The organism is Ensifer sp. ENS02 (assembly GCF_014851885.1).
Classification (GTDB): Bacteria; Pseudomonadota; Alphaproteobacteria; order Rhizobiales; family Rhizobiaceae; genus Ensifer; species Ensifer adhaerens.
In genome coordinates this window covers 63,551-86,882 of the sequence record NZ_JACVAO010000022.1, presented here as the reverse complement: position 1 = coordinate 86,882, position 23,332 = coordinate 63,551, and the positions used below count along the sequence as shown (strand labels likewise).

The 23,332-nt window shown below is 63.4% G+C and carries 26 protein-coding genes; 11 read left to right on the top strand and 15 right to left on the bottom strand.

Annotation, left to right across the window (positions count from 1 at the left end; translation table 11 throughout):
* Positions 1–68 precede the first annotated feature (68 nt).
* Positions 69–1,331 (top strand): hypothetical protein, encoded by a 1,263-nt coding sequence (locus IB262_RS31420; RefSeq protein ID WP_192494225.1) that lies wholly within the window; start codon positions 69–71, stop codon positions 1,329–1,331.
* On the opposite strand, the gene IB262_RS31415 is transcribed toward IB262_RS31420, so the two are convergent.
* The 3 genes from IB262_RS31415 to IB262_RS31405 are packed head-to-tail and all read right to left on the bottom strand — an operon-like array spanning position 1,312 to position 3,052.
* Entirely contained in the window at positions 1,312–1,851 is a 540-nt protein-coding gene (locus IB262_RS31415) for a hypothetical protein (protein ID WP_060520527.1), read from the bottom strand. The genes IB262_RS31420 and IB262_RS31415 overlap by 20 nt on opposite strands.
* Positions 1,852–1,862: 11 nt before the next feature.
* Positions 1,863–2,456 carry a hypothetical protein gene (locus IB262_RS31410; RefSeq protein ID WP_192494224.1) on the bottom strand — a complete coding sequence of 198 codons (594 nt, stop codon included), beginning with the start codon at positions 2,454–2,456 and terminating at the stop codon, positions 1,863–1,865.
* The gene (locus tag IB262_RS31405) at positions 2,453–3,052 is read right to left on the bottom strand and encodes a hypothetical protein (protein WP_192494223.1); all 600 of its coding nucleotides are present in this window, start codon (positions 3,050–3,052) and stop codon (positions 2,453–2,455) included. The genes IB262_RS31410 and IB262_RS31405 overlap by 4 nt, the downstream gene beginning before the upstream one ends.
* A gap of 287 nt (positions 3,053–3,339) precedes the next feature.
* Here IB262_RS31405 and IB262_RS31400 point away from each other — a divergent pair, with 287 nt between their 5' ends.
* Positions 3,340–3,930, top strand: coding sequence for a VOC family protein (locus IB262_RS31400; RefSeq protein WP_060520524.1), 591 nt, complete (start codon positions 3,340–3,342; stop codon positions 3,928–3,930).
* A gap of 91 nt (positions 3,931–4,021) precedes the next feature.
* Positions 4,022–4,714, top strand: a complete 693-nt coding sequence (locus IB262_RS31395) for a glutathione S-transferase family protein (protein WP_029742732.1) — start codon at positions 4,022–4,024, stop codon at positions 4,712–4,714.
* Positions 4,715–4,734: 20 nt separating this feature from the next.
* On the opposite strand, the gene IB262_RS31390 is transcribed toward IB262_RS31395, so the two are convergent.
* The 3 genes from IB262_RS31390 to phnF all read right to left on the bottom strand — a co-directional run bounded on the left by IB262_RS31390 (position 4,735) and on the right by phnF (position 7,708).
* Positions 4,735–5,361, bottom strand: coding sequence for a hypothetical protein (locus tag IB262_RS31390; RefSeq protein ID WP_192494222.1), 627 nt, complete (start codon positions 5,359–5,361; stop codon positions 4,735–4,737).
* Positions 5,362–5,394: 33 nt separating this feature from the next.
* Entirely contained in the window at positions 5,395–6,789 is a 1,395-nt protein-coding gene (locus tag IB262_RS31385; protein ID WP_192494221.1) for a selenium-binding family protein, read from the bottom strand.
* Between the two features lie 169 nt (positions 6,790–6,958).
* The gene (phnF, locus tag IB262_RS31380; RefSeq protein ID WP_029742729.1) at positions 6,959–7,708 is read right to left on the bottom strand and encodes a phosphonate metabolism transcriptional regulator PhnF; all 750 of its coding nucleotides are present in this window, start codon (positions 7,706–7,708) and stop codon (positions 6,959–6,961) included.
* A 90-nt stretch (positions 7,709–7,798) separates the two neighbouring features.
* Between phnF and phnG the strand changes: the two genes are divergently transcribed.
* Genes phnG through IB262_RS31365 form a run of 3 tightly spaced genes read left to right on the top strand, consistent with a single transcriptional unit; the run spans position 7,799 to position 9,987 of the window.
* A complete protein-coding gene (gene phnG, locus IB262_RS31375) occupies positions 7,799–8,266 on the top strand; it encodes a phosphonate C-P lyase system protein PhnG (RefSeq protein ID WP_089046012.1) in 468 nt (155 codons plus the stop codon).
* Complete coding sequence (phnH, locus tag IB262_RS31370) at positions 8,266–8,874, top strand: phosphonate C-P lyase system protein PhnH (protein ID WP_060529561.1); 609 nt, start codon at positions 8,266–8,268, stop codon at positions 8,872–8,874. Before phnG ends, phnH begins: the two co-directional genes overlap by 1 nt.
* Before the next feature lie 3 nt (positions 8,875–8,877).
* Positions 8,878–9,987, top strand: a complete 1,110-nt coding sequence (locus IB262_RS31365; RefSeq protein WP_060529560.1) for a carbon-phosphorus lyase complex subunit PhnI — start codon at positions 8,878–8,880, stop codon at positions 9,985–9,987.
* A 26-nt stretch (positions 9,988–10,013) separates the two neighbouring features.
* Here the strand turns inward: IB262_RS31365 and IB262_RS31360 are convergent, their stop codons facing one another.
* Positions 10,014–10,208 (bottom strand): hypothetical protein, encoded by a 195-nt coding sequence (locus IB262_RS31360; protein ID WP_192494220.1) that lies wholly within the window; start codon positions 10,206–10,208, stop codon positions 10,014–10,016.
* Positions 10,209–10,252: 44 nt separating this feature from the next.
* On the opposite strand from IB262_RS31360, the gene IB262_RS31355 reads away from it, so the two are divergent.
* From IB262_RS31355 to IB262_RS31340, 4 genes are read left to right on the top strand one after another with little or no spacing between them, the layout of a single operon-like run.
* A complete protein-coding gene (locus IB262_RS31355) occupies positions 10,253–11,131 on the top strand; it encodes an alpha-D-ribose 1-methylphosphonate 5-phosphate C-P-lyase PhnJ (RefSeq protein WP_034800089.1) in 879 nt (292 codons plus the stop codon).
* Complete coding sequence (gene phnK, locus IB262_RS31350) at positions 11,128–11,904, top strand: phosphonate C-P lyase system protein PhnK (RefSeq protein ID WP_034800088.1); 777 nt, start codon at positions 11,128–11,130, stop codon at positions 11,902–11,904. The genes IB262_RS31355 and phnK overlap by 4 nt, the downstream gene beginning before the upstream one ends.
* 3 nt (positions 11,905–11,907) lie before the next feature.
* Complete coding sequence (gene phnL / locus IB262_RS31345; RefSeq protein WP_192494219.1) at positions 11,908–12,615, top strand: phosphonate C-P lyase system protein PhnL; 708 nt, start codon at positions 11,908–11,910, stop codon at positions 12,613–12,615.
* The gene (locus IB262_RS31340) at positions 12,612–13,226 is read left to right on the top strand and encodes a DapH/DapD/GlmU-related protein (protein WP_090301699.1); all 615 of its coding nucleotides are present in this window, start codon (positions 12,612–12,614) and stop codon (positions 13,224–13,226) included. The genes phnL and IB262_RS31340 overlap by 4 nt, the downstream gene beginning before the upstream one ends.
* 54 nt (positions 13,227–13,280) lie before the next feature.
* Here IB262_RS31340 and IB262_RS31335 read toward each other — a convergent pair whose 3' ends face one another.
* From IB262_RS31335 to IB262_RS31300, 8 genes are all read right to left on the bottom strand, one after another.
* Positions 13,281–13,877, bottom strand: coding sequence for a DUF922 domain-containing Zn-dependent protease (locus tag IB262_RS31335; RefSeq protein ID WP_226020769.1), 597 nt, complete (start codon positions 13,875–13,877; stop codon positions 13,281–13,283).
* A gap of 188 nt (positions 13,878–14,065) precedes the next feature.
* A complete protein-coding gene (locus tag IB262_RS31330) occupies positions 14,066–14,590 on the bottom strand; it encodes a DUF992 domain-containing protein (protein ID WP_034800084.1) in 525 nt (174 codons plus the stop codon).
* Positions 14,591–14,931: 341 nt separating this feature from the next.
* Positions 14,932–16,650: a dihydroxyacetone kinase family protein gene (locus tag IB262_RS31325; protein ID WP_060520519.1), complete on the bottom strand. Its 1,719-nt coding sequence runs from the start codon at positions 16,648–16,650 to the stop codon at positions 14,932–14,934.
* 13 nt (positions 16,651–16,663) lie between these two features.
* Complete coding sequence (locus IB262_RS31320) at positions 16,664–17,602, bottom strand: sugar phosphate isomerase/epimerase family protein (protein WP_192494218.1); 939 nt, start codon at positions 17,600–17,602, stop codon at positions 16,664–16,666.
* 88 nt (positions 17,603–17,690) lie between these two features.
* Complete coding sequence (locus tag IB262_RS31315) at positions 17,691–19,229, bottom strand: tripartite tricarboxylate transporter permease (RefSeq protein ID WP_034800081.1); 1,539 nt, start codon at positions 19,227–19,229, stop codon at positions 17,691–17,693.
* A 134-nt stretch (positions 19,230–19,363) separates the two neighbouring features.
* Complete coding sequence (locus IB262_RS31310; RefSeq protein ID WP_060644769.1) at positions 19,364–19,864, bottom strand: tripartite tricarboxylate transporter TctB family protein; 501 nt, start codon at positions 19,862–19,864, stop codon at positions 19,364–19,366.
* 61 nt (positions 19,865–19,925) lie between these two features.
* A complete protein-coding gene (locus IB262_RS31305; protein ID WP_192445745.1) occupies positions 19,926–20,912 on the bottom strand; it encodes a tripartite tricarboxylate transporter substrate binding protein in 987 nt (328 codons plus the stop codon).
* Between the two features lie 75 nt (positions 20,913–20,987).
* A complete protein-coding gene (locus IB262_RS31300) occupies positions 20,988–22,031 on the bottom strand; it encodes a 4-hydroxythreonine-4-phosphate dehydrogenase PdxA (protein WP_192494217.1) in 1,044 nt (347 codons plus the stop codon).
* 204 nt (positions 22,032–22,235) lie between these two features.
* On the opposite strand from IB262_RS31300, the gene IB262_RS31295 reads away from it, so the two are divergent.
* The gene (locus IB262_RS31295; RefSeq protein WP_034800075.1) at positions 22,236–22,922 is read left to right on the top strand and encodes a GntR family transcriptional regulator; all 687 of its coding nucleotides are present in this window, start codon (positions 22,236–22,238) and stop codon (positions 22,920–22,922) included.
* Positions 22,923–23,332 lie beyond the last annotated feature (410 nt).

The window sequence follows — 23,332 nt, the reverse complement described above, 5'->3', positions numbered from 1 at the left end:
GGAGGACATCCTCTCTCCGTTCGCCCCGAGCGGTTGTCGTAACCGGCCGACGCAACTATGGTGTCGGCATGACGTCGATCGCCGAAGTGTTCGGACCCTTTGCCCTGATGGCGCGCCTTCTCGCCCGCTTCTGGCCGCAGCTCCTGCTGCTCGGTGCCTGCGGCGCCATCGTGCACGATCTCCTGATGCGGGCAGCCGTCTGGATCGGGATGCAGCATCCGCTCGGCGGCATGGTCACGCTCTCCCTCGTCGTGCTGGCGAAGCTCGTCGTCATCGTGCTGATGTTCATGGTCCTTCGCCCGGGCTTGCCGGCGCTCGAAGCGCTCCGGCAGCAGCCGGCAGCGGCGCCTGTCGAGACCAAGGTGCCGAAGACCGACCGCAGGCTGCTCGCCGTCACCGCCGCCGCCCTCCTGCCGTTCTTTGCCTACTACGCCGCCTGGGGGCTTCTCGGCGATACCGTGCGCGAATATTCGCGGTCAGCACTTGCTGCCGTCGCTTTCGGCGAAAAAGCCAACTTCTTCGATATTCTGGGGTCGCGCGGCGTTCTCGTGTCGATCGCGCTCTGCTGGCTTGTACGCTGGGGCGCAAAACGCATGAGCAAGCTGAGCGAAGCGCCCGTCTGGCGTCTTCTGATTGTAGCCGCAGATGCAAGCTGGATCTTCATCGGTCTCTACGGCCTGTCGGTCTGGAAGGACCAGGTGATCACCTGGCTTGGCGCCGGCAAGCTTCTGAGCATGAACGGCTTCGCCTTCGCCGGCATTGCGCATGCCGCCGAGACCTTCGTGCCGGTGGAATTGAGAAAACCTGACTGGGATAGCCAGGCCACAGGCCTGTTCTTCTATGCGCTCCTTCCGGTCGTCTGGCTGGTCATGGCGGCCATCATCAACGGCTACGAGCTTTCGAGCGCAACACCGCGCACCCGGCCGGCATCGCCAAAGCCGCGCCGCGCCCGCACGCTGCGCAAATGGGTCGCCGATTTTCTCGACCACTTCATCGGCGATTATCGCTCCCGCTATGCGCCGATCTGGACCTGCCTGAAGCTGACGCTCGGCTCGGGGCTGGCGGCACTTTTCGCCTTTATCATCGCCTACAATGCCATTGCCTGGCTCGGCGCCTGGACGTGGTACGCGGCAACACGGACGCTGGACGTGGGAGATCTTGCGAGCTGGCGGCTCGTTTTCGATGCCGTGAGCCTTTTCATCGGCAGCCCCAGCGATCTCAACGGCGGCATCGTGCTCGATGCCCTGCGCATCACCCTGCTGGCGGCGATGCTCGAACACGCCGTTTCCCGTCAGGCCGAGAAAGTCGAGATCAACTACGCGTCCACTTGAACACCAGCGTCTCGTCACTGGCGCCGGGAAATTCGATCCGCAGCGAAAGGTCCCGCGCCTCCGCCGGAACGATGAAGCTCTCGGCCATGCGGACGGGGCTGCCGGCCTTGGCATCCGTAAAGGCCAGGACACTGCAGCGCTGACGCTCGGCCACCTCCGGATACATCTCTCGCACGATCGGCTCGGTCAGGGTGACCGGTTCGAAGCGGCGCCCTTTGTCGTCGATCAGTCGAACGCGGCAGGCGCCCTTCGACAAAGCGGCGAGATCGGTCGGCGATGCCTCGAATTCGGTAAGAATGACGCGTGCGTCGTCGGTGCGCGGCAGGCGTCGCATATCCATAAGCTTCCATTGCCCACCGGCGAAGGCCTGCGCCGCTCCATCCGCAACGACGACTTCCGGGCTACCGCCGGCGAGCCATTGGCTCTCACCAAGGCTTTCCCATGCGCGGGCGACGAAGGCGAGCGGCAGCGCGACGATCAACGCGAGCAGGCAGGTCCAGAAGGTGCGTTTCTCGCTCATGACTACCTCCCTCAGTGCGCGGCCAGTGTCCAGGGCGCGCCGCTGCCGCTGCGCGCAATGGTGACGGACGGCTTGATCTCGGCCGGCTTCTTGTCGCCGAGCGCAATCGACAGTTCCTCGGCGAGCGGCGACACACGACTGCGTGCGACGAGCAGCGTGCCCTGGTCAACGGCCGCCTCGGGAAGCTCGAAGGCAAGAAGCACCGGCCTTGGCAGGCCGGGTTCGAGCCGCTCCGTCGGCAGATAGCCCGGCACGGTCGAGAACCGCTGGCTCAACGCGTAGCGCAAACCATTGCTCGCCAGCCATTCCGCAGACATCAACGTCATCGTTTCCGTCTTGGCGACGGCCGCGCCCTCGATGACCAGCCAGATGCCGGATGTGGAGAAGTCCTTGACCCGTCCAAAACTTTCGATCTTGAGCTGTCGTGCCAGATGCACATTGGCTGCGCCGAAAGCGAAGTCGCGCGTCTCCACCCGCTCGCCGACAGCGCCGCGAATGGCGATCGGCGCGGTGATGTCGCCGTAGCCGGGGGTGCTGTTTCGCATCCCATAGAGCGCGGCGATTGCAAGGCCGCAAAGCAGCAGCGTACGGAAAGCCGACATCATTGCTCCGTCGTCTCCACAGCTTGCGTCACCGGCAACTCGACGACCGCGGCCTCGCCGTCATCGAACCAATTCGGCGCGCCGTAGAGATTGTCACGTGGCTTATAGATCTGTTTGCCGATCGCCAGCGAAAGCGTTTGCGGTTCCGGTCGGTCCGCCGGCCACTCCCAGGCCGCGACCAGGTCTTCCGGCATGTTCGGATTGATCGCGCTGGCGATCCACTTGTCCCTCGCCAGGTAATAGGTGGGCTTGGGCTGCAGCGGAGCGGCGTCATCCTTGATCGTGATCAGGTTCATGAAGACGTAGCTGCTGGCCACGGACCGGTTGTCGAGTTCGAGATTCACCAGCAGGAACCGCTTCGGCTCGAACGGTTTGGTGCCGGTCGGCGGCAGAGACGACATATGGGCGCCGTTTATGGTCACCCGCCACCGGCCCGTGTCGACGACCTGGTCTTTACCTATGACCGGAACAGGAACCGGATTGGCTGCATCATAAACCGCCGATGCAAAGGAAATCGCAGCCGCCGCCATGCCGCCGATACCGGTGACAAGCATGATCAGCAGGCGCTGCCTGATCTTCGACCGCCGCATGACCGGCATCTGTCCTCCATCCACCCTGCGGATACTGCAACCGGAAGATAGGAAAGTTTGCCGGGGAAATCAAAACACGCGTGTCGGAAACGGTTTCTTCGGCAGACACAACCTCAGAACGAAGGTCGGGTGGGCTAAAAGCTGTGCATTGCCCAGCCACAACACGTTTGCCGCCCGCCAACCCACCCGTGATTGGCGCTTGCCTTCTGCCCGCGACGGGCGACAATTGCATGCGGTGGAAAGCGGTGCCAGGAGCCATTCGGCCCACATTCTCCGCCGAACCCGGGAGGCCGGCTATGCGCAAACTGCAATCGCAAGGCGTTCACCACATCACGCTTGTCGGGGCGGACCGTCAGACGTCGATCGATTTCTGGGAGGGGCTGCTCGGCATGCCCTTCATTTTCGAGCAACCGAACCTCGACCGGGCGAGCGAAAGCCACCTCTATTTCGATCCGGGCGACGGCCGCCTGATTACCGTCTTCACCGACGAGAACCGCACGCCGGATCCCGAGCGCACCCCGACCGACATGGGCTGTGTGCATCACATCGCCTTTGCTGTTTCGCGCGCGACATTCAACCAGGCGGTGGAGCGGCTCGAGGAGCGAAAGATCCGCCACAGTGGCGTCAAGGATCGCGGCTTCATGGATTCGATCTACTTCGAAGATCCGCTTGGGCTGCTGGTTGAACTTGCCTCCTATCGCTTCGAGCCGCCGGCCGGTCACAGCCATGCCGAAGTCCTGATGGAAGCGCATAGGATCAGGACTGAACGCGGCGACTATAACATCGCCGAGGTCCATCTCGCCGATGCGATCGAAGCCCTGAACGAACGCTCTCGGCCGACGCTGTCGCTCGATCGCCAACCGAAGAACCCATACGGACCGCGATAGGGTGGCGCTTGGCGAGATCTGCAGCCAAGTGGCGGTGTCTGCGGCGGGCGAGCCGGCACCAGTTCAACGACGATCAACCGGGAGGAATGCCATGTCCGCAATCCAGCTCAACGTGATCAAGCCCAGCGTCAACAACATGACCGCGCGCGTGTTCCTGCGCGCGGCCAAGCTCGATTTCAGTGAAAACGATGTCTACGGCCAGACGCGCTCGCCCGAATATCTGGCACGAGCGCCGTCGCATCTGACACCGATGATCGAGACCGCGGACCTGCCCAGGGGCGCGCTTTGGGAAAGCTGCGCGATCATGCAGTACCTTTGCAACAAACATGGGCTTGATGACTTCTACCCGAGGGAACCCGAAGCACGCGCGATGATCGACAGCGCCATGTTCTACCTGATCGGCACCTTCTATCCCTACCTTGCCCGCGCAACCTATCCGGCGCTGAACTTTCCGCTCTACGCGGGCGAAGTCGGCTGCAGCGATGCCGATGCCGCGACGAAGGAGATCGCCCGGAAGGCAGCGGTTGCAGCCCTTGCCGAACCGCTCGACGTATTCCGCGCTTTCTACATTGGCGACAAGCCGTTCATCGGTGGCGCCAAGCCCTCGATCGCCGATATCCGGCTCGCAGCAACGCTCGAGTTCCTGGCCGCGATCGACTATGACCTGCCGGACTGGGCAAAGACCTACATGGCAAGCATCGAAAGAACGCTCGGGGCCGCCTATGCCGAGCCCGCCGCCGATGTCCGCGGCTATATCGCTTATGTAAAATCGCAGCGGCAATAGCCTGGCGGCTGCGATGCAGATCATTGAATGAGGAGTGCGACGCCGGTTGCTCCGAGGGCGAGCGTCCAGAGGCGATCTAAATTGATCCAGGCGGAACGCAGGACCGCAAGGTCGAACCAGGTGAAGACGGCGAGCGCCAGCACCGCGGTCACCGTCAGCATTGCGATGCTATGCACTGCAACGGCGGCGAGCGAGACCGGCAGCGAACTTGCCATCGCCAGTTCGCCGGCGTGACCTGCAAGACAGAGACTGAGCACCGCCGGCACCAGCATCAGGCCGGCCCCATGGCTCGTCGCCATCAGGAATGACCAGACCGCAAGTCCCGCCATGCCGGTCCGCATTCCGATCCGGACGCGGTGGCGATGGCCATGAATGGCGGTGTAGCCGGCGGCCCCCAGAATGAGCACGGCGGCCGCGATCCTGAATGTGTTCGGATCCAGCACCGAGCCGAATGCTGCGACCACCGCCAGCACGGTCGCGACCGAGATCGCGTGACCAACCGCAATGGGTGCGAGGGACAGCCAGACGACCCGGCTGCTCTGGCGATGAAGTCCGAGCGCAACCGCAAACAACCAGCCCATTGCCGGGTTGAGGCCGTGAAAGGCACCGAGGCCGGCGAGCGAGAGCCATGGCCAGACCGTCGTCATTCGCCGTGACCCGGCTGCACCGCGGCTCCCTCCTCACGGATAACAATAGGAATCGGACGAGCAGTCGCCGCCTTCGAGACGAACCTGATGCGGTCGATGACCCTTTGGCCAGTCGACGAAGAAGTTTTCGTCGAAGGCGATCCCGCCACCATCGGCGACATCGAGCTTGACCATCCAACCGTCGATGCCTTCGGGATAGAACTGCGGGTCGATGGCGCCATAGAGCGAGTTGGTGAAATAGACCCGCTTGCCGTCGCGGCTGATTTCCACCATCTGCGGCCCACCGTTGAGCGCACCGTTCTTCGCCTTCGGATGGCTCGCACGCGAAACGATGCCGCCGATCCTGACCCGCCCCGTTTCCTTCGGTGCGAAGGGGTCGGACACGTCGTACTGCATCATGTCGCCGGTGCCCCAGCAGGAAACGTAAAGGAAGCGATCGTCCATCGACAGGTCGATGTCGGTGACGAGCGGAGCGACCGCGCTGAAGCCTTTCAGCACCGGTGGCAACAGATCCGGATCGGCCGGTTCTGCCGGAATCTCGATCACCTTCTTCACGGCCCATCGGTCGCCGTCGCGATACCAGGTCCAGATCGACGCCGAGAGGTCCTTGAGGCTGATGACGCAGCCGACGAAGCCGTAGGCCTTGGTCGGATCGTGGGCCGGGCGCAGTTCGAAAACGAGCTGGTGTTCCTCGCCGAAGTCGATCTCCTGCACGTGCTTGCGTTTGTGCAGGTCCCAGAAATGCAGGCGGCGGCCGTATTTCGAGCCAAGCAGCACCTCCGGCACCAGCCCGTTCTCGAAAGTATCGGGCGTGCCCCATTCGCTGGTGATCATCGTGTCGTGGCCGAGGTGCCACCAGAAATCATAGGCGAGCTTCTGCGGCCCACGGTCCATTTCCCACTGTCCGAGCACATCGAAGCTCTGATGGTCGAGCAGGAAAATGCCGCCGGGCGCCTTGCCGTCTCGATCCGCAAGCGCGTTGACGTAAATGCCTTCAGGTCCGCAATGGGTTGTGTGCAACCGCGAATAATTCGCCTTCTCGGCGATTTCCGCGGGCTCGATCACCCGCACGATCTTCGGATTGCGGGGGTCCGGCTTGGTGTCGATGATATGGAGACGGGAGGAGCGCAGGCCCGGCACCACCAGGTAGCGACGCTCGACATGTGGATGCGGTGCGTTGGGACACAGGCACGAGGAGCACGCGTTCCAGCCGAAATGGTGCAACTCGTCCCCGACATTCGGCATCTCGACCTGCCCGACGATCTGCGAATAGCTTTGCGACGCCGGATCCACATCGACGACGGCGATCGCGTCCGGCCTTCTTCGGTCCGGATCGAAAGCCGCCACGTAGGCGAGCGTCTCCTTTGGAGCCTTGGCCGCCATGCGCGGTGATGGATAGAAGGAAGGATCGGGTCGCCACGTCGCCATTGCCATTCTCCCCCTTAGAGAATTCCCGAATGCGCGGTCCTGATGCAGGCTCCGGTCATGCGGCAAAAACGCGTCGGAAATACGGCCTTTGCCTTATTTCCTGACAGGGATCGGAACGCTTCTGGTTGAGCGAGACGTCATCGCGACCGGCAGAGGCGGCCTGACGGCCTCAAGTCTCGATCCGCAGCTTCATCCGGTCAGCGGCAAAGCGGCTACGGGAATATTCGATCGGCTTGCCGTCGAGATCGGCGTTGATCGACTGGGCTTCGAGCACGATTGCGCCCGGCGAGAGCTTCAGCATCGCAAGCTCGTCGGCGTCAGCGTGCCGGGCGACGATCTCCGTTGAGGCGCGTACATAATCATCCAGACCGTGGGCTGCGAAGGCCTTGGTGACGGAGTGCAGCTGTTCGAATTCTTCGGCCATGCGCGGGAAGCGATGCGCCGGATAGTAGCTCGAGGAAACCGAGAGCGGTCGACCATCGCCGCTGCTGACGGTTCTGAGTTCGATCACCGGATCACCGGGCCTGATGGCAAGCGCGCTCGCCACTTCGCCCCTTGCCGGCAATTCCGTGTGGCCGAGCAGCCGCGAGCCAATTTCCTTCACCTGGTGGCCAAGACCTTGCGAGAAGCGCGTGCGCTTTGAAATCGGATAACTCACCCGCTCCTTGCGCTCGATCATTGTGCCGCGCCCTTGGACGGGACGCACCAGCCCTTCTTCGGCCAGCGCCGCCAGCGCGCTTCTGACCGTGTGCCGGTTGACGCCGAACTCGCCCGCAAGCACCGTTTCCGGTGGCACCATGCCGGTCGCGTCATAGTCGCCATTGCTGATTGCCAGGCGGATCCGGTCGGCAATCTGCCGCCAGAGAGCGACGCCGGTCTGGCGCTCCACCACTTTTCGCGCTGCCGTGTCTTTTCGCATTGGCATGTCACAAGCCTGTCATTTGCCGACGTTATGAAAAAGTATAAGATGTATAGTTGTCTAGATCAATAGACATTTGAGGTGAAAATGATGGACGCGAAAGTGAAGCAGGAAAGCCCGCCGGACCCGGCGCGCAAGGAGGCCATGCGGTTGCTCGCCCAGGCAACGCTCGCCGAACTCAAGGACGCCTGGAAAGCGCTCGCAGACCAGCCCGAGGTTCACCCGGTCCGAGGCCCCGAGACCGGCCTCGTCATGGTGCGCGGCCGCATCGGCGGCGGCGGCGATCCCTTCAATCTCGGCGAGGCTACGGTGTCGCGCGCCACCGTCCGCCTTTCGACCGGCGAAATCGGCCACGGGCAGTTGCTCGGAACCGACAAGGAACGCGCCCGGCTTGCCGCCATCTTCGACGCCCTTGCCCAGCGTGACGGCGACAGGGCTAGGGTCGAGGCCCTGCTTGGCCGCGTGGCCGACCGGCTTGCCCAGGAAGAACGCCGCAAGGCGGAAGAAACCGCGGCCACCCGCGTGGACTTTTTCACCATGGTTCGGGGAGACGACTGATGGCCAGCCAATCGCAGATTTACGCCGGCGCCTTTGCCGATCCAGTCTTTGCCGCTCAGTCCGTCTTCCGCGACCTGATGGACGGCTTTGCCCGTCCGGGTACGATCAAGCGCCTCGAAGCGACGAGCACGCCTCCGGCTCCGCTCGCTACCGCCGCAGGCGCCGTAGCGCTGACTTTGTGCGACCATGACACGCCCGTCTGGCTGACGCCGGCACTTTCCAAATCGGCCGTTCCGCAGTGGATCGCTTTCCACACCGGTGCTCCGCTCACCACCAGCAAGACCGACGCGCGCTTCGCCTTCATCGAAAAGGGCGCGGCCTTCCCCGGCTTCGACCAGTTCTCGCTTGGCACGCAGGAATATCCGGATCGCTCGACGACACTCGTCATCGAAGTCGAAGCGCTGAGCGGCGGCCCTGCGCTGACCGCCAAAGGCCCCGGCATCAAGGACGTGACGGAGATTGCGGTGAAGGGGCTGCCGGACGTCTTCCTCGAATTCTGGACCGCCAATCGCGCGATCTTTCCGCGCGGCGTCGATCTCGTGCTGACGGCCGGCGACAAGCTCGTCTGCCTGCCGCGCACCACCCGTCTTTCGCTCAAGGAGGCGTGAGCCATGTATGTAGCCGTCAAGGGCGGGGAAGCCGCCATTGCCAATGCCCACCGCCTTCTCGCCGATCGCCGCCGTGGCGACCGTAGCCTTCCCTCCATCACTATCGACCAGGTAGTCGAGCAGCTCGGCCTTGCGGTCGATAGAGTGATGGCGGAAGCCTCGCTTTATGACCGTGCGCTCGCAGCCCTTGCCGTCCGCCAGGCGCGCGGCGACATGATCGAGGCGATCTTCATCCTGCGCGCCTATCGCACGACGTTGCCGCGCTTCGGCTACTCCGAGCCGGTCGATACCGCCAACATGAAGGTCGAGCGCCGCGTGTCGGCGACCTACAAGGATCTGCCCGGTGGACAGCTTCTGGGCCCGACCTTCGATTACACCCACCGCCTGCTCGACCCATCACTGATCGCCGACGAAGCGGTCGAAGAACCGGCAGTCAAGGAGCCCGGTGAGCATGTGATGCGCGTCTCCGACATTCTCGACGGCGAAGGCCTGATCGAGGGTGATGGCCAGATGCCCGAGGGCCATGTCATGGGCGACCTTACCCGCGAGCCGATGGAGTTTCCGATGGCCCGGGACCTGCGACTGCAGGCGCTTGCCCGCGGCGACGAAGGCTTCCTTTTGGCGCTCGCCTACTCCACCCAGCGCGGCTACGGCCGCACCCACCCATTCGTCGGCGAAGTCCGCATCGGAGAAGTGGAAGTCGAACTCGATCTGCCGGAACTCGGCTTTGCCGTCTCACTCGGCGCGATCCGCGTCACTGAATGCCAGATGGTCAACCAGTTCATGGGCTCGGCCAAGCAGCCGCCGCAATTCACCCGCGGTTACGGCCTCGTCTTTGGCCAGAGTGAACGCAAAGCGATGTCGATGTCGCTGGTCGACCGGGCACTGCGCACTGACGAGTTCAGCGAGGACATCGTCGCACCCGCCCAGGATCAGGAATTTGTCATCTCGCATGCAGACAACGTTCAGGCTACCGGCTTCGTCGAGCACCTGAAGCTGCCGCACTATGTCGACTTCCAGGCCGAACTCGATCTCGTGCGCCGCATGCGCCGCGATTACGAGGCCGCGAATTCAGGTGAAACACCGAAGGTACAACGGGAGGCGGCAGAATGATGCGACATGCCGCCAGCCCTAGCGGTTCAATCGCCGCCGCCATCCCCGCCACCACAACCGCCGCCGTCACCGGCATAGACACCACCGGCGTCGCCACCTCCGTCGTTCTTACGCGCCCTGCTGTCCGGCCCGCGCTGCGGCCGGCGGGCAATGCCGAACAGGCCGGCAACCGCCGAACACAGCACGAAGATCCCAATCACCCAGACGAAAATCTCGCTCAAATCCTGGCCTCATCAGCGGTCGACACACTCAAGGGTAATCAGCGATGAACGACCTTGCTACCTATAATTTCGCCTATCTGGACGAACAAACCAAGCGCATGATCCGCCGCGCGATCCTGAAGGCGATCGCCATTCCCGGCTACCAGGTTCCATTTGCGTCACGCGAAATGCCGATGCCCTACGGCTGGGGCACCGGCGGCGTGCAGGTCACCGCCTCGATCCTCGGTCCGCAGGACGTCTTGAAGGTCATCGACCAGGGCGCGGACGACACAACCAACGCGGTTTCCATCCGCGCCTTTTTCCAGAAGGTCGCCGACGTTGCCGTCACCACCCGGACGAAAGACGCGACGATCATCCAGACGCGCCACCGCATTCCGGAGGAAAAACTCTCGGAGGGACAGACGCTCGTCTACCAGGTGCCGATCCCGGAACCCTTGCGCTTCCTCGAGCCGCGCGAGACCGAGACGCGGAAGATGCATGCGCTCGAGGAATACGGGCTGATGCATGTGAAGCTCTACGAGGACATCGCCCGCAACGGCCATATCGCCACGACCTACGCCTATCCGGTCAAGGTCGAGGGACGTTACGTGATGGACCCGTCGCCGACGCCTAAGTTCGACAATCCGAAGATGCATATGTCGGAAGCGCTGCAGCTCTTCGGCGCCGGTCGCGAAAAGCGGATCTACGCTGTCCCGCCCTATACCGAAGTCGTCAGCCTCGATTTCGACGACCATCCCTTCGAGATCCAGAGCTTCGACAAGCCCTGCGCGCTCTGCGGCGCCGAGGACGTCTATCTCGACGAGGTGATCCTCGACGACAAGGGCGGACGCATGTTCGTCTGCTCCGATACCGATCATTGCGAAGACCGCCGCGCCTGCGGCCATGCAGGTCACATGCTTGCCCGAAAGGAAGCCGCAGAATGAGTACGCTCCCGCTTTTGAAAGTGAACGACGTCTCGAAGTTCTACGGAAGCCGCATCGGCTGCCGCAACGTTTCCTTCGAGCTCTATGCGGGCGAAGTGCTCGCCATCGTCGGCGAATCCGGCTCGGGCAAGACGACACTTCTGTCGTGCCTCTCGACCCGTCTGATGCCGACCTCCGGCATCGTCGAGTACCACATGCGCGACGGTCAGTACCGTGACCTCGCCCGCATGGGCGAAGCCGAGCGCCGCTTCCTGATGCGTACCGACTGGGGCTTCGTGCACCAGAACCCGGCCGACGGCCTGCGCATGACCGTGTCTGCCGGCGCCAATGTCGGCGAGCGGTTGATGGCCGTCGGCGATCGCCACTACGGCAACATCCGCGCCACCGCCAGAGACTGGCTGGAGCGGGTGGAAATCGGCATCGACCGCATCGACGACCAGCCGCGCGCCTTTTCGGGCGGCATGCGTCAGCGCCTCCAGATCGCCCGCAACCTCGTCACCTCCCCGCGCCTCGTCTTCATGGACGAGCCGACCGGCGGCCTCGACGTCTCGGTTCAGGCGCGCCTGCTCGATCTCGTGCGCGGCCTCGTGCATGACCTCGGGCTTGCCGCCATCATCGTCACCCACGATCTCGCCGTCGCCCGCCTTCTTTCACACCGCATGATGGTGATGAAGGATGGCGCGGTCATCGAACAGGGGCTGACCGACCGCGTGCTCGACGATCCGCGCGAGCCCTATACCCAGCTCCTCGTCTCCTCGATCCTGCAGGTGTAAACCATGGCCACGCCCCTTGTTGTTTCCGAAGTCGCAAAAGGCTTCACCATGCATCTGCGTGACGGTATCCGCCGGCCGGTCGTCGCCAACGTCTCCTTCTCGGTGAAGGCCGGCGAATGCGTCGTTCTCGGCGGCCCCTCCGGCGTCGGCAAGAGCTCGATCCTGAAAATGCTCTACGGCAATTACGGCGTCGACGAAGGCCAGATCCTGATGGATCACGACGGCAAGCTGGTCAATCTGGCAACGGCCGAGCCGCGCACGGTGCTCGAAGTCCGGCGCACGACGCTCGGCTATGTCAGCCAGTTCCTGCGGGTGGTGCCGCGCGTCTCCTCCCTCGACATCGTCGCCGAGCCGCTACAGGCCCGCGGCATGCCGCTCGAAGAGGCCCGCACCCATGCGGCCGAACTGTTGAACAAGCTGAACCTGCCGCGCGAACTCTGGAGCCTGCCACCGGCGACCTTCTCCGGCGGCGAACAGCAACGCGTCAACATCGCCCGCGGCTTCATCACCGACCACAAGATCCTGTTGCTCGACGAGCCGACCGCGTCGCTCGACGCGAAGAACCGGGCGGTTGTCGTCGAACTGATCGCCGAGAAAAAGGCCAAGGGCACCGCGCTGATCGGCATTTTCCACGACGAGGAAGTGCGCGACGCCGTTGCCGATCGCATTCTCGACGTCTCGGCCTTCTCGCCGCGAAAGGCTGCCGCATGAGCCAGAAGCTCGGGCTGGAGCCCTTTATCCACCCGACGGCGAGCGTCAACAATTCGACGCTCGGCCGCTACACCGAAGTGCAGGAGCGCTCAAGGCTCGACGAGGTCGAGTTCGGCGACTACTCCTACATCATGCAGGACGGCTCGATCTGGTGCGCAACGATCGGCAAGTTCGTCAACATCGCAGCCGCCGTGCGCATCAACGCCACCAACCACCCGACCTGGCGGGCGACGCTGCATCACTTCACCTATCGCGCGCCGAACTATTGGGACGATACCGAACTCGACCACGACCTTTTCGCCTGGCGGCGCTCGAACCGGGTGACGATCGGCCATGATGTGTGGATCGGCCACGGCGCCACCATCCTGCCGGGCGTCACTGTCGGCAACGGTGCTGTTATCGGCGCCGGCGCAGTCGTCTCGAAGAACGTCGAGCCCTACACCATCGTCGGCGGCGTGCCCGCCAAGCTCATCCGCGCCCGTTTCAACGAGGGCGTCGGCGAGCGGATGGACGCGCTCTCGTGGTGGGACTGGGACCACCAGCGCCTGCGCCGCGCGCTCGACGATTTCCGCGAGCTGACGGCCGAAGAGTTTTTGGTGCGTTATGCGTGAGTGATACGGCGCCGGGCAGAGGTTCGGCGCCTTTCCGAGCTGAGAACGAGGCGGTTACGGCCCGTTGACCAACTTCAGAATCAACTGGTGAATATTGCCGCCATCGGTCAACTCGACCTGGTCGAAGTCGCGGCTGCGCTGGCGCTGCGTCTGCGAGAGCGCGCCGAGGCGCTCGGTCATGACGGTCCTGATCTTGCGGCACTTCGGATCGTCGGGAACAGTGAGGCCCAGCGTCGCCTGCTCGATCGCGCGGACCATCTCCTTGATGAAATCGCCGTGCACGAGTTCGTGCTTGCGCACGCCGTCGATGAAGATGTCCCAGTTTTCGCGCGTGCCTGAAGGCAGCGGCCTTGCCGGTTTCGGCAGGGTGTAGGTGATGATCAGTTTCGGCTTTGCCACCGCCAGCACGCAGGCACCGCCTTGCTCTTCATATTTTCGCGTCCAAGTCAGCTTGAAGTTGGTGTGTGCGATCGCCCTGCCGATTCCGGCTTTCGGACCCCGTTCGCCGATCGAGGCGTAGAGCTCGGCACCCGTCTGCCCGGTGATTGTGTAGAGCGCTTCCTTTTCGACCGGCTGCCATTCGGCAGAGGCGAACCGCGGCCCAGACGCAAGGCAAAGGGCAACGACGCCCAGGCAAAGGCTTTTGTTCAATCCAACCCCTCGAAGTTCGCGCTGTCGGCGCACGATTCCTGGCCGCATTCCTTAAACGCGAATCGGCCAATGGCAACAGGCCAAAAAACAAAGGCACCGCGCGCCGTCTCCAGCGCGCGGTGCCTTTGCGTCTTACCCGGTCTTTTGACGCCCCGTTGTGGGAGGTGCAACGGGCCGCCCAAACGACGTTAGTTGACGGCCGTCAGCGTCATCGACGTGCCGGTGGCCGCGAGGTTTAGGCCGATCTGGCCGGTCACGCTGATCGTCTGCAGGTGGATCGAACCGGAGGTGCCGCCGACGAGGATGTTGGCACCGATACCGGCGCCGACGGTCGCTTCCGCCGTTGCACCCTGGTAGAGACCGCCGAGCGAACCGCGGTGGTAGCCGGCGGTCGGTGCGAACACGGCCCAAATCAGGCGGCTCTGCGTCGTGAAGCCGACATCGACGCCCATCTTGCGGATGGCGCCGGAATAGTGGTCGGAGGCTTCAGCACCCATGGTCGAGCGGAAGACGCAATCGACTTCCTTGGCCGAGCCGAGCACATAGCCGACACCGCCAGCGATGTTGCAATCGAGGTAACCAATCTTGACGCCGTTGCTTGTGTCGGGCTCGGGCTGCGGTTGAACTGTCGCGAGATCGGCTGCGTTTGCGGCGATCGCGCCCGCGAGAACCAGAGACGCTGCGGACACCTTTACGGCAAAACTCTTTTTCATTCTTGTCTCCTTCTCGGAACGTCAGAAATGATTGTCATTTGACCGGCGGCACACGAACTCAAGCACATAGCGCACGCTGCAGGAAACCAAAGCCATAGCCCGCGATCGGGCAATTCCGTGGCAAGCTTTTAGCAGACGATAAAATTGGTCGGGTTTCCCCAACAATGACTGCAGATTGTGTTGAAAAAGCCACGGAAAGGCCGGGGCCGGGCATTCCGCGGAGCTGATTTGCGCGGCAGCGTGTGACGGCGGCGCCGATTGGCGCGGGGCAATGCAGCGGTTACACGGGGGGAGGTTCCGATCGGGCGACGGCGCCGCCCGATCGGAGGAGATATCGTTTCTTAGGCCTTTGCGGCCTGCGCCAGGACACCGGCGGCAACGCGTGCCGTCAGCGCCAGAGAAACGGCGCCGGCGTCCGGATGACCGATGCTCTTTTCCGCAAGCGGCCGTGCCCGGCCGAGCTTCGGCGTCAGGCTCGAAGTGGCTTCGGCCGCTTCGGTCGCAGCCTTTGCCGCCGCCTGCCATGCCTCGATCAACGGCTTTCCGGCGGCAAACTCGCGCTCCAGGGTCTCGACGAAAGGCACCAATGCATCGACAAGGGTCTTGTCGCCGACACGGGCGCGGCCGAGGCGGGTCACGCCATCGAGTGCACGGCGGGCACCGTCGACAATCGCGGCATCGGTCGGGGCTGCATCATCGTTGAAGGCATTGCTCCAGGCGCGCAACAGCAGGCCCCAGATCGCGCCCGACGTGCCGCCGGCCCGGTCCGCCCAGGCATCGCCCGCCACCGCCAGAACGCTGGCGGCGCCTGCACCCGCTGCAACCGCCGCCTTCGCGGCATCGTTGGCCGCGGCCGAACCGCGGCGCATGCCCTGTCCGTGGTCGCCGTCGCCGGCAAAGGCGTCGATGCGACCGAGTTCGTCTTCCGCCTGCTTCAGCGCCTCGGCCATTTCGCCGATCAGCCGCGCAATGCACGCGCCGCTCTGACGGGAGGTCTCGGAAGCGGCTGCGAAGGAAATGGCGTCCTCGTCATCCTTGAGCGTGTCCGTCGCGGGCTCGGTGGCGATGATCGCTCCCTTGCGCAGGGCCGGCGCATCGCAAGCCGCGCGCCAGTAGGTCTCGAGCTCGTCGTTCAGCCACATCAGCGTCAGCGAGCAGCCCTGCATGTCGAGGCTGGTGACGAATTCGCCGCATTCCGGATCGACGATCTCCAGGCCAGCCGCCTTCAGTTCCTTTTCGATCGCAACCCAAAGCACGAAGAGTTCTTCATACTTGGTCGAGCCGAGGCCGTTCAGAAGCGGTGCGACCTTGCGCACATCCGCCGGCCGCTCGGCGAGCAGTTTGCCGACGAGCAGCTTCGCGAACTCAGTTGCCGAAACCATCTTTTCTTCGCGGATACCCGGCTCGCCGTGGATGCCGAGACCAAGGGCCATCTCGCCCTTTGGAACGGTGAAGAGCGGACCCTTGGCGCCCGGAAGCGTGCAGCCGCCGAAAGCCACACCGAAGGAGACGGTGCGGTCGTTGGCAAGACGGGTGACGCGCTCAACTTCGTCGAGATTGAGGCCCGCTTCCGCTGCGGCTCCAGCAACCTTGAAGACCACGAGGTCGCCGGCGATGCCGCGGCGCTTGGCCGGGGTTTCGGCAGAGGCGCTCGCCACGTCGTCCGTCACCGGCACGATCCGCACGTCGATGCCTTCGGCGCGCAGCCGCTCGGCGGCAACGCCGAAGTTCAAGACGTCGCCGGCATAGTTGCCGAAGCCAAGCAGCACGCCGCCGCCCTGATCAGCCACCCGGCAGACGCGGGCAACTGCGGCAGTCGAAGGTGAGGCGAAGACGTCACCGGCCACGGCCGCATCCGCCATGCCCGGGCCAACATAGCCGGCAAAGGCCGGGTAGTGGCCGGAGCCGCCGCCGACGACGACGGCGACCTTGCCCTTCGGCACTTTGGTCGAGCGCACGACGCCGCCCTTCACGAGACGGACGTTGCGCGCGTAGATCGAGCTGAATCCGGCAAGCGCGGTCGTCGCAAATTCTTCCGGTGCGTCAAAGATTGTGGTCATCGCGTCTCTTCCCTTAGTCGCGAGGCAGAATGCGCCTCAGATAGTCCCGGTTGGCGGCGCTGACGGAGAGCCCGTCGCCACCGTAATGCTCGCAGAGAAACGGGCTGTCGAAGCCATGCGCCAAGGCCATACGGATCGCCGCCCGATAGTTGATAACGCCGAATTCCAGCGGCGCCGGATGGGTGACCACCAGCCCCGAGGTCTCATCCTCGGTGCGGTAGTAATTCTTGACGTGCCAGTATTTGGCGAAGGGTGCAACCTTGGCCATCATCGGCTGCCAGTGCTCGACCGGGCGGTGAAGGCGCACGAGATTGCCGAGATCGGCATTGATGCCGACGTTCGGCAGGCCGACATCGGTAACGAAGCGCACGGCGCTGTCGGCCGAGCCGATATAGGTGTCCTCGTACATCTCGAGCGCCAGCTCGATCCCGAGTTCCTCGGCATGGCGACCAAGTTCGCGGATGCGCTGAACCGCTTGTCTCCAGAGCGCGGGGTCTTCCGGGTTCTTGACGCCGTCGACGGTCCAGAACCAGAGCGCTTTCTTCTGCGCGTCGGTCAAAGGCCCGAAGAAGCCGAAGGAAACGGAGCCGGCGCCGATGGCCGCAGCCGTGTCGATGACCCGATGTCCGTAGGCGAGATATTCGTCGCCATGCTCCGGATCAATGACGCTACGCCGCGAAGTCGAGATCGCCGGCATGGAAAGGCCAAGGTCACGCGTCAGCTTGACGAAGTTATCGCGCCGCGCGGCCGGGAGGTCGGCGAGCCGGATCCAGCTGTCGGTCGGGTCGAGCTCGGTGAAGCCGGCGTCGACGACATCGGCGAGTGTCTCGGCCCATTGCTCGACCGACTGATCCTGCACGGAGCTGCCGTCTGCTAGCACGTTCGGATACTGGATCATCGCGGCCGCGATCGGCCAGGTTTCACGGGTCCATTTGCGCGATGGGTTCGCCATGGTTTTCCTCACTTATTTTGCGACGCAGCCTATAAGCAGACCGCGACGCGCTTTTCCGATGCGCTTGTTTTGAGGTGCGGCGGCTCCGTCAAGCCGCCGCGCTGCCGTCGCCATGCGGCGTGGCCGCATCTTGCTTGCGCTTGCGGACCAGGCCGACCAGCCCGAAGACAAGCGGCGACAGCAGTAGGGCAAGAGCAAGCGCCATCAGAGAGGAAACCAGCGGGTTTGACCAGAAGATGTTCAGGGTGCCGCCGGAAAGAAGCATCGACTGGCGGAAGGCGTCCTCAGCCTTGTCGCCGAGCACCATGGCCAGAACCAGCGGCGCAAGCGGGTAGTCGAGCTTCTTGAAGACGTAGCCGAGTACGCCAAAGCCGATGACCATGAAGATGTCGGAGACCGAGTTTGCCACCTGATAGGCGCCGGAGAAGATGACGGCGACGATGATCGGGCCGATGATCGCAAAAGGCACGCGCAGGATCGAGGCGTAGAGCGGCACGGTGGCGATCACCAGGAAGACGGCGACGACGTTGCCGAGATACATGGACGCGATCAGGCCCCAGACGAAGTCCGGCCGCTCGGTAAAAAGCATCGGGCCGGGGGTCAGGCCCCAGATCATCAGGCCGCCCATCATGACGGCCGCCGTTGCCGAGCCGGGAACGCCGAGCGCCAGCATCGGCAGCAGCGCCGAGGTGCCGGCCGAGTGGTCGGCGGTCTCGGGTGCGACGACGCCGCGCGGGTCGCCTTTGCCGAACTTCGACTTGTCGCGGGCCGAGCGACGGGCAACGCCGTAGCTCATGAAGGAAGCCGCGGTCGGGCCAGCGGGCGTGATGCCCATCCAGATGCCGATGATCGTCGAGCGCAGGATCGTGAACCAGTAGCGCGGGATCTCGACCAGCGTGCGACCGATCTCGACGAGCTTGACGCGCGCCTTGATGCCTTCGAAGCGCAGACCCTCTTCCGTCGTCAGCAGCAGTTCACCGATGCCGAAGAGCCCCATGACCGCGATCAGGAAGCTGACGCCCTTGATCAGCGTCGGGATATCGAAGGTCAGGCGCAGGTCGCCGGAGATCGTGTCCATGCCGACGGAAGCAAGCGCGAAGCCGAGCATCATCGAGACGAGCGTCTTGAAGGGCGATTGCGCGCCCATCGAGATGAAACTTGCAAACGCAAGGAAGTAGACCGCGAAGTATTCCGGCGACGAGAAACGCAGTGCGAAGTTCGCGACCCAGCCGGAAAGCAGTGTGATCATCACGACGCCGGCCAGCGCGCCGATGCCGGCGGATACGAAGGCGAGCGTCAGCGCTCGGCTCGCCTGCCCGGCTTTCGCCATCGGATAGCCGTCGAACGTGGTCGCCACCGACGAGGGTTCGCCGGGAATGTTGAACAGGATCGATGTGGTCGATCCGCCGAAGAGCGCCCCCCAGTACATGCAGGAGAGCAGGATGATGGCGGAGATCGGGTCCATCGAGAAAGTCAGCGGCAAGAGCAGCGAAACGCCGTTCGGCGCGCCAAGGCCGGGCAACACGCCGACCAGAATGCCGAGCGTGACGCCGATCATCATCAGCAGGATATGGTTCCAGCTGAGGATGTGGCCGAAGCCATCGATCAGAAGACCGATATTTTCCATGTCATTCCTCCCGGGGCTTAAAGCACGTCACGATCCTTGTCGCTCCCCGCGCTTTAAGTCTTTGATTTTTTTTGCTTGTCGTTAGCGCGAGACCGCTGTGCGCGCTTACGCGACATGCCCTTGAGCGGTCGGGATCAATAGATCCCGAACCAGGCCTCGATCGGTCCCTTGAGCAGGGGAACCTTGAAACCGAACTCGAATACGATGAAGAAAAACAGCGAAACAGCGATGCCCGACGGCAGCGCGATCCACCATTTGTAGCGCCCCTGGAAGAGCATGGTTCCGGCGATATAGAGCGCCGTCCCGACATAAAGGCCGAGCCAGGCGGATACGCCGGCAAAGACAACCAGCGGCAGCAGGAACGATGCCACCACCTTGGCGCGGTGACCGTCGATGAAGATTTCACCGGACCCGCGATGTTTCACGAAGGCGTGGATCGCATTGGCGACGCTTCCGAGAAGGATCAGAAGCCCGACATAGAAGGGAAAATAGCCGGCTTCGGGACCGAATTCCGTCCAGCCCGCGCCGATATCGAGAGATCCGTAGCAGACCGCAGCACCGAAGGCGCCGGTCAGTGCGGCAACACCAAGCTCAACCGCGAAGCGGGAGACCCCATTCGCACCGTTCTGGCTCATGATCGTGACCTTTCAAAGCGAATGACGGGCGCCGGATGGCACCCGTCCCGATCGTCGCCTGTTAGTTGGCGAGCCAACCTTCGCGCTTCAGCACTTCGCCGACAGCAGCGCCATCCATTTCGATGGCGGCCTTGAAGTCGTCGCCGGCGATGTAGGCGGGCGACTGCGACGTGTCGGCCAGGTACTTCGCCCATTCCGGCGTTTCCGAAACCTTACGCATCAGGTCCGCATAGAACTTGACCACATCCTGGTCAACGCCGGCCGGCAGCCAGACGGTGCGCGGCATGGAGTAGTTGTCGATGGCGATGCCCGATTCCTTGCAAGTGGGGATGTCGCTCCAGGCCTTGTCGCCGGCAACCTTGGTTTCGTTCGAAAGCTGGACGCTCTTGAAGACGCAAAGCGGCTTGACCATTCCGGCCTGCCACTGGCCAAGGTTTTCGCTCGGGTTGTTGACGTTGGCATCGAGGTGCTCGCCGGCGAGCTGAACGGCCGCTTCGCCGCCGCTCTTGAACGGGATGTAGTTGATCGTCGAGCCGGTCGTCTCGTTGATCATCGAGGTCAGGATCTGGTCGACGTCCTTCGACTGGCTGCCGCCGATCTTGAGGCCGCCTTCCTTCGCCTTGGCGGCAAAGTCGGCAGCGGTGTTGTAGGAGGCCTTGCCGTTGACCCAGAGAACGAACTCGTCGGAAGCAAGCGCCGCAACCGGCGTCAGGTCTTCAGCCTTGTAGGGAACCTTGGCGCGGACCGGCAGCAGGTAGGCGTTGTTGGTGCCGAATGCCAGCTTGTAGGCGTCGCCCTTGTTGGTCGCCGTGTAGACGAAGCCTTCGGCGCCGCCGGCGCTGCCCTTGTTGGTGACCACGACCGGAGCCTTCATCAGCTCGTACTTTCCGATGATCGCCTGGATCGTGCGGGCGAAGATATCGGTGCCGCCGCCGGGGCCGGCGGTGACGACGAATTCAACCGGACGATCGGGCTCGAAAGCGGCGGCCGGAGCAGCAACGCCGAAAACGGCTGCCATGATGCATGCGATGGAGACGGTATTCTTCATGCGGGTCCTCCCGTTTTTGTGGTTCTGCGGCGCAAGACCTCCTCCTGCGCCGTTATTGCTTGAAAGCGTGCGAAATCAGGCAGCAGCCTTGAGAGCCGCCTTTTTCTTCGCCATGCGCACTGCCAGAAGCAGCGCTTCGCGGCTGGCGCCGACGTCGGCAATCCCCTTGCCGGCGATGTCGTAGGCCGTGCCGTGGGCCGGCGTGCAGAGCGGGAACGGCAGGCCGCCCATCATCGTCACGCCCTTGTCGAAGCCGATCAGCTTCATCGCGATCTGGCCCTGGTCGTGGTACATGGTCATTACGGCGTTGTAGCCTTCCTTCAGGGCGCGGCCGAAGACTGTGTCCGCCGGGAACGGGCCGTCGACGTTGAAGCCGCGCGCCTTGGCCTTTTCGACGGCCGGCTCGATGATGTCGATCTCTTCCATGCCGAAGCTGCCGCCGTCTCCGGCGTGCGGGTTGAGCCCGGCAACAGCAATCTTCGCCTCGCTGTAACCGGCTTCCTTGAGGCAGCTCTGGGTCAGCTCGAGCTCGGCAAGGATCGCCTCGACCGACAGGTTGTCGGCCACTTCCTTGATCGGAATGTGCGAGGTGACGCGGGCGTTCCAGACCTTCTCGAGAACGTTGAATTCCCGGACCTTGCCCGTGAAGTTGAGAACGTCGGAGACGAAACGGATCTCGTCGTCGTAGCCCGGATAGGCAAAGCGCATCGCCTTCTTGTTGAAGGGCGTGAAGCAGACTGCTTCCGCCTTGCCGGCATGCGCCAGCTCGAGCGCTACGCGAAAGTTGCGGGTCGCAAAGTTGCCGCCCGCAAGCGTCGCCTCGCCGCGAACGACGTCGGCCGGATCGAGATGGCCAAGGTCGACGAACACGTGGCGCTCGGTCCCGACAGCGTCGAGGTCCTCCAGGGTCGAGGATGCAAGGTCGAGCGTGACGCCGGCAATGCGGGCGCCTTCATCGAGGATACGACGATCGCCGATCGTGATGATGTGGGCAGCCTCACGAATATCGGAAAGCGCCAGCAGCTTTGCCGTGAGCTCCGGGCTGATGCCGGCCGGATCGCCCATAGCGAGCGCGATGACAGGACGCGCGCCGTTAGCGGCTACACCGTTGGTCGTCATGAGAGATGTCCTCCACTTCATTCTTTCGAGAGCCGTCATACGTTATTCAAAATTCTGCATCAAGTCTTTTGTATTCTGTATGCAGCATTTTCTGTTGACGATATCGGGGGCCGTCTCCATGCTTTAATGAGACAGCGCTGATTCAATTGGCGCGAACGGGAACAGACGGCCGACACTTCAGTCGCCAGATGCAGAAGCGAAACGATGAACGAAATTACCTCTCTGGAGAAACGCCCCGAGGGCGGCCCCGGCCCGATCCGACGCACTGCGCTGCACGACACGCTGGTCACGCATCTGCGCGACATGATCATCGAGGGTGATCTCTCGCCCGGCACGCGTCTGCATGAAGGTCAACTCGGCGAGCAGCTCGGCGTCTCACGCACGCCGCTGCGCGAAGCCATCAAGTATCTGGCGAGCGAAGGACTGGTGGAGCTCGTTCCGAGCCGCGGCGCCGTCGTCAAGCGTTTCAGCGCCAAGGACGTGCGTGACATGCTGACGGTCTTGCAGACGCTGGAAGAGCTTGCCGGCAAGCTCGCCTGTGAAGCCGCCAGCGACGCCGGCATCGCCGAAGTGCGCGCGCTCCACGACGAAATGGTCTCGCGCTACAAGGCCGGTGACCGGCTGCAGTATTACAAGCTCAATCAGCAGATCCATTCGGCCATCGCCCAACTGGCGGCAAACGCCGCCTTGGCGGATATGCATGCGATCTTGCAGACGCGGCTGAAGCGCATTCGCTTCATCGGCCACGAGGGGCCCGAAAAATGGGCAGCGGCCGTTGCCGAGCATGAGGAGATGATCGTCGCGCTCGAAGCCCGCGACAAGGCAAGGCTTTCCGAAGTTCTCGGTCGGCACCTCATGAATGCCTGGGAACGGGTGCGCGCCGCGGTGTAGGCGACGCTCCAGCTTCGGCGTAAGTGAGCGAGGCTGGCTCACCCGGTCGTGGCTTCCGTCAGAACTTCGCATTAGCGTTGATAACGGCCGCGGCATGTCCCGCGCCGCCCGCTTTGGCCACGCGATATTTGCGTCAAGATTTGAGCGCTTGGAAAATAAGCGTTGCAGCCCCAGCGGAGTCGCCGGACCACCTGATGGAGCCGGCAGGCAGCCGGTGCAGGGACGCCAAATCGTGGGCCAAAACCACCCACGCGAATGCTCTAATTCGGATAAGCCTTCCTCACCGACTGTCCGACAACAAGGAGCGGCAGACGAGACCCCTTGCTCTCGCCCTGGCGTTACAGATTTGCCTCGCGAACTAGCCATATCACTTGGAACGCAATTAAGAATATTCGAATTCTATTGACTTT

Bases quoted from the DNA above. Each gene is read 5' to 3' on its own strand.
- IB262_RS31420 (WP_192494225.1), top strand. From the start codon at position 69: ATGACGTCGATCGCCGAAGTGTTCGGACCCTTTGCCCTGATGGCGCGC.
- IB262_RS31415 (WP_060520527.1), bottom strand. From the start codon at position 1,851: ATGAGCGAGAAACGCACCTTCTGGACCTGCCTGCTCGCGTTGATCGTC.
- IB262_RS31410 (WP_192494224.1), bottom strand. From the start codon at position 2,456: ATGATGTCGGCTTTCCGTACGCTGCTGCTTTGCGGCCTTGCAATCGCC.
- IB262_RS31405 (WP_192494223.1), bottom strand. From the start codon at position 3,052: ATGCCGGTCATGCGGCGGTCGAAGATCAGGCAGCGCCTGCTGATCATG.
- IB262_RS31400 (WP_060520524.1), top strand. From the start codon at position 3,340: ATGCGCAAACTGCAATCGCAAGGCGTTCACCACATCACGCTTGTCGGG.
- IB262_RS31395 (WP_029742732.1), top strand. From the start codon at position 4,022: ATGTCCGCAATCCAGCTCAACGTGATCAAGCCCAGCGTCAACAACATG.
- IB262_RS31390 (WP_192494222.1), bottom strand. From the start codon at position 5,361: ATGACGACGGTCTGGCCATGGCTCTCGCTCGCCGGCCTCGGTGCCTTT.
- IB262_RS31385 (WP_192494221.1), bottom strand. From the start codon at position 6,789: ATGGCGACGTGGCGACCCGATCCTTCCTTCTATCCATCACCGCGCATG.
- phnF (WP_029742729.1), bottom strand. From the start codon at position 7,708: ATGCGAAAAGACACGGCAGCGCGAAAAGTGGTGGAGCGCCAGACCGGC.
- phnG (WP_089046012.1), top strand. From the start codon at position 7,799: ATGGACGCGAAAGTGAAGCAGGAAAGCCCGCCGGACCCGGCGCGCAAG.
- phnH (WP_060529561.1), top strand. From the start codon at position 8,266: ATGGCCAGCCAATCGCAGATTTACGCCGGCGCCTTTGCCGATCCAGTC.
- IB262_RS31365 (WP_060529560.1), top strand. From the start codon at position 8,878: ATGTATGTAGCCGTCAAGGGCGGGGAAGCCGCCATTGCCAATGCCCAC.
- IB262_RS31355 (WP_034800089.1), top strand. From the start codon at position 10,253: ATGAACGACCTTGCTACCTATAATTTCGCCTATCTGGACGAACAAACC.
- phnK (WP_034800088.1), top strand. From the start codon at position 11,128: ATGAGTACGCTCCCGCTTTTGAAAGTGAACGACGTCTCGAAGTTCTAC.
- phnL (WP_192494219.1), top strand. From the start codon at position 11,908: ATGGCCACGCCCCTTGTTGTTTCCGAAGTCGCAAAAGGCTTCACCATG.
- IB262_RS31340 (WP_090301699.1), top strand. From the start codon at position 12,612: ATGAGCCAGAAGCTCGGGCTGGAGCCCTTTATCCACCCGACGGCGAGC.
- IB262_RS31330 (WP_034800084.1), bottom strand. From the start codon at position 14,590: ATGAAAAAGAGTTTTGCCGTAAAGGTGTCCGCAGCGTCTCTGGTTCTC.
- IB262_RS31325 (WP_060520519.1), bottom strand. From the start codon at position 16,650: ATGACCACAATCTTTGACGCACCGGAAGAATTTGCGACGACCGCGCTT.
- IB262_RS31320 (WP_192494218.1), bottom strand. From the start codon at position 17,602: ATGGCGAACCCATCGCGCAAATGGACCCGTGAAACCTGGCCGATCGCG.
- IB262_RS31315 (WP_034800081.1), bottom strand. From the start codon at position 19,229: ATGGAAAATATCGGTCTTCTGATCGATGGCTTCGGCCACATCCTCAGC.
- IB262_RS31310 (WP_060644769.1), bottom strand. From the start codon at position 19,864: ATGAGCCAGAACGGTGCGAATGGGGTCTCCCGCTTCGCGGTTGAGCTT.
- IB262_RS31305 (WP_192445745.1), bottom strand. From the start codon at position 20,912: ATGAAGAATACCGTCTCCATCGCATGCATCATGGCAGCCGTTTTCGGC.
- IB262_RS31300 (WP_192494217.1), bottom strand. From the start codon at position 22,031: ATGACGACCAACGGTGTAGCCGCTAACGGCGCGCGTCCTGTCATCGCG.
- IB262_RS31295 (WP_034800075.1), top strand. From the start codon at position 22,236: ATGAACGAAATTACCTCTCTGGAGAAACGCCCCGAGGGCGGCCCCGGC.